At 75.0% G+C, this 2,656-nt stretch carries 4 protein-coding genes; 3 read left to right on the forward strand and 1 reads right to left on the reverse strand.

Annotated features, from left to right (window positions below; genetic code table 11):
* The coding region (locus ABD067_RS26255) for an MBL fold metallo-hydrolase (protein WP_343898397.1) at positions 1-804 on the reverse strand (804 nt) is incomplete at its 3' end.
* A 90-nt stretch (positions 805-894) separates the two neighbouring features.
* Between ABD067_RS26255 and ABD067_RS26260 the strand changes: the two genes are divergently transcribed.
* The 3 genes from ABD067_RS26260 to ABD067_RS26270 all read left to right on the forward strand — a co-directional run.
* On the forward strand, positions 895-1,221 hold the full coding sequence (locus tag ABD067_RS26260; protein WP_343898398.1) for an ArsR/SmtB family transcription factor: 327 nt from the start codon (positions 895-897) through the stop codon (positions 1,219-1,221).
* A 28-nt stretch (positions 1,222-1,249) separates the two neighbouring features.
* Positions 1,250-1,801 (forward strand): rhodanese family protein, encoded by a 552-nt coding sequence (locus ABD067_RS26265; RefSeq protein ID WP_343898399.1) that lies wholly within the window; start codon positions 1,250-1,252, stop codon positions 1,799-1,801.
* 122 nt (positions 1,802-1,923) lie between these two features.
* Positions 1,924-2,656 (forward strand): sulfite exporter TauE/SafE family protein (locus ABD067_RS26270; protein ID WP_343898400.1); only part of this gene is annotated, 733 nt, incomplete at its 3' end.

Genomic DNA, 2,656 nt, shown 5'->3' on the forward strand with positions numbered 1-2,656 from the left:
GCGTCCGGCGCGGATGTTGACCTGGATGGAGGGCAGCAGCAGCGCCGGGGCGGCGAGGCCCTCGTCGCGCTCGGTGCGGAAGCGGACGAACTCCTCCTCCGCGGTGCCGTCCTTCACGTGCGGGTTGCCGGCGCGCTGCTCCGCCACCGTGCTCTGCCAAGCGTAGGCGTCGCGGCCGGGCGCCTTGTAGTCGTGGCACATCCAGAGGCGCGTCTCGGGCGGCAGGGCGAGCAGGCGCTTTATGGAGCGGAACAGCGCCCGCGCGTCGCCGCCCGGGAAGTCGGCCCGCGCCGTGCCGTAGTCGTGCATGAAAAGCGTGTCGCCGACGAACACGTCCCCGCCGATCCTGTAGGCGACGTCGGCGGGCGTGTGGCCGGGGACGTGCAGCACCTCGACCTCGAGCCGGCCGAGCGGGAAGCGTTCGCCGTCGCGGAACAGCCGGTCGAAGTCGCCGCCCTCGGGCTTCAGGTCGCGCGCGCCGAAGACCGGGCGGAAGATCCGTTGCACGTCCTTGATGCGCTCGCCGATGCCGACCGGCGCGCCGGTCCGCGCCTTGACGTATGGCGCGGCGGTGAGGTGGTCGGCGTGGGCGTGGGTCTCCAGCACCCAGCGCACGGCGACGCCCTCCCCCGCCGCGGCCGCGAGGACGGCGTCGGCCGAGCGGGTGTCGGCCTCGCCGGAGCGGTTGTCCCAGTCGAGCACCGGGTCGACCACGGCGCCGTCCTTCGTGGCGGGGTCCCAGACCAGGTAGCTGACGGTGTTGGTCGGCTCGTCGAAGAAGGCGCGGATGGCGGGCTTGTCCATGGTGTCCTCCAACGGCCCCGGGACGGGGCTTGAAATCCATATAAGCATCATCTTATTAAGTACAAGCTTATGTATGAGGTGGGTGGAGGGATGGCGACGGCGGTGGCGGCCCCGGACTTGGCGGCGTTCGAGGGGAAGGCGGCGGAGGCGGCGCGGATGCTCCGCCTGCTCGCCAACGAGCGCCGCCTGCTGGTGCTCTGCCGCCTCGCCGGCGAGGGCGAAGCGACGGTGGGGGCGCTGGCCGGGGCGGTCGGCTTGTCCCAGCCGGCGCTCTCCCAGCACCTGGCCAAGCTCCGCGAGGACGGGCTGCTGGCCACGCGGCGGGAGGCGCAGGCGGTGTTCTACCGCCTCGCCGATCCCAAGGCCGCCCGCCTGCTAGCGCTGCTGCGCGACCTCTACTGCCCGCCCGAGGCCTGACCCGGTCAGACGAGGAAGGGACACGACGATGCTCAAGACGATCAAGCCTGGGGACGCCGCCCGGCTGCTGCGCGAGGAGGGCGCGACGCTCGTGGACGTGCGCGAGCCGGACGAGCACGCGCGGGAGCGCATTCCGGGGGCGCGCAACCTGCCGCTTTCCCGGCTCGACGAAGCGGAACTCGCGGCGCAGCGGGGCGGGCCGGTGCTGTTCCACTGCCGCTCCGGCGCGCGCACGGAGGGCAACGCCGCGCGTCTCGCCGCGAAGGCCGGGCCGGCGTGCGAGGCCTATGCGGTCGAAGGCGGGCTCGAAGCCTGGAAACGCGCCGGCCTGCCAGTGGCGGAGGACCGGCGCCAGCCGCTCGAAATGGCGCGGCAGGTGCAAATCGCCGCAGGCTCCCTGGTGGTGCTCGGCGCGCTTCTCGGCGCGTTGGTTTCCCCCTGGCTCCACGGCCTCTCCGCCTTTGTCGGTGCGGGCCTGGTCTTCGCCGGCGCGACCGGCACCTGCGGCCTCGCAAGGCTGCTGCGGCTGATGCCCTGGAACCGCGCGCCGGCCACTGGGGCCGCCCCCGAGGCCGCTTGATGCCGCAGCCGGCCGCCGCGGCGGCCGGCTCCGACCCCCGCCCGGGCCTCCGGGCGGCCCGCGGGCGCCTTGCCGCCCGCCGCCGCCGCCGCGCCAGAGAGGAACGACCCGCCGTGCCGGTCCTGTCGCTGCTGCAAACCCTGCTGGGCGCCGCGTCCGGCGTGCTGGTCGGCTTCTCGCTCGGCCTCGTCGGCGGCGGCGGCTCGATCCTGGCGGTGCCGCTGCTGGTCTATCTGGTGGGCGTGCCGTCCCCGCACCTCGCCATCGGCACCAGCGCCGTCGCCGTGGCGGCCAACGCGGCGGTGGGCCTCGCCAACCACGCCCGCGCGGGCAACGTCCGCTGGCCTTGCGCCTCGGTCTTCGCCGCGGCCGGGGTGCTGGGCGCCTTCGCCGGCGCGCAGGTCGGCAAGCGGGTGGACGGGCAGGCGCTGCTCGCCGCCTTCGCCGTGATGATGATCGTCGTCGCCGGGCTGATGCTGCGCCGGCGCGAGCCGGCGGAGGACCGGGTCGTCCGGCTGAACCGCGGCAACGCGCCGGCGCTGGTCGGCACCGGCCTCGCGGTCGGGGCGTTGTCGGGCTTCTTCGGCATCGGCGGCGGCTTCCTCATCGTGCCGGGCCTGGTCCTCGCCACCGGGATGCCGATGCTGCAGGCGGTCGGCGCCTCGCTGGTCGCCGTCGCCGCCTTCGGCCTGACCACCGCGGGCAGCTACGCCGCGGCCGGGCTGGTGGACTGGGCGCTCGCCGCGGTGTTCGTCGGCGGCGGCGTGCTCGGCAGCCTGCTCGGCGCCCGGGCGGCGCGCGGCCTGTCGCGCCGGCGCGGGGCGCTGACGAAAGTGTTCGCCGGACTGATCCTGC

This window comes from Craurococcus roseus (genome assembly GCF_039523795.1).
Classification (GTDB): domain Bacteria; phylum Pseudomonadota; class Alphaproteobacteria; order Acetobacterales; family Acetobacteraceae; genus Craurococcus; species Craurococcus roseus.

What these genes read in the sequence shown, in the direction of transcription:
- ABD067_RS26260 (WP_343898398.1), top strand. Translation starts at nt 895, where the DNA reads ATGGCGACGGCGGTGGCGGCCCCGGACTTGGCGGCGTTCGAGGGGAAG.
- ABD067_RS26265 (WP_343898399.1), top strand. Translation starts at nt 1,250, where the DNA reads ATGCTCAAGACGATCAAGCCTGGGGACGCCGCCCGGCTGCTGCGCGAG.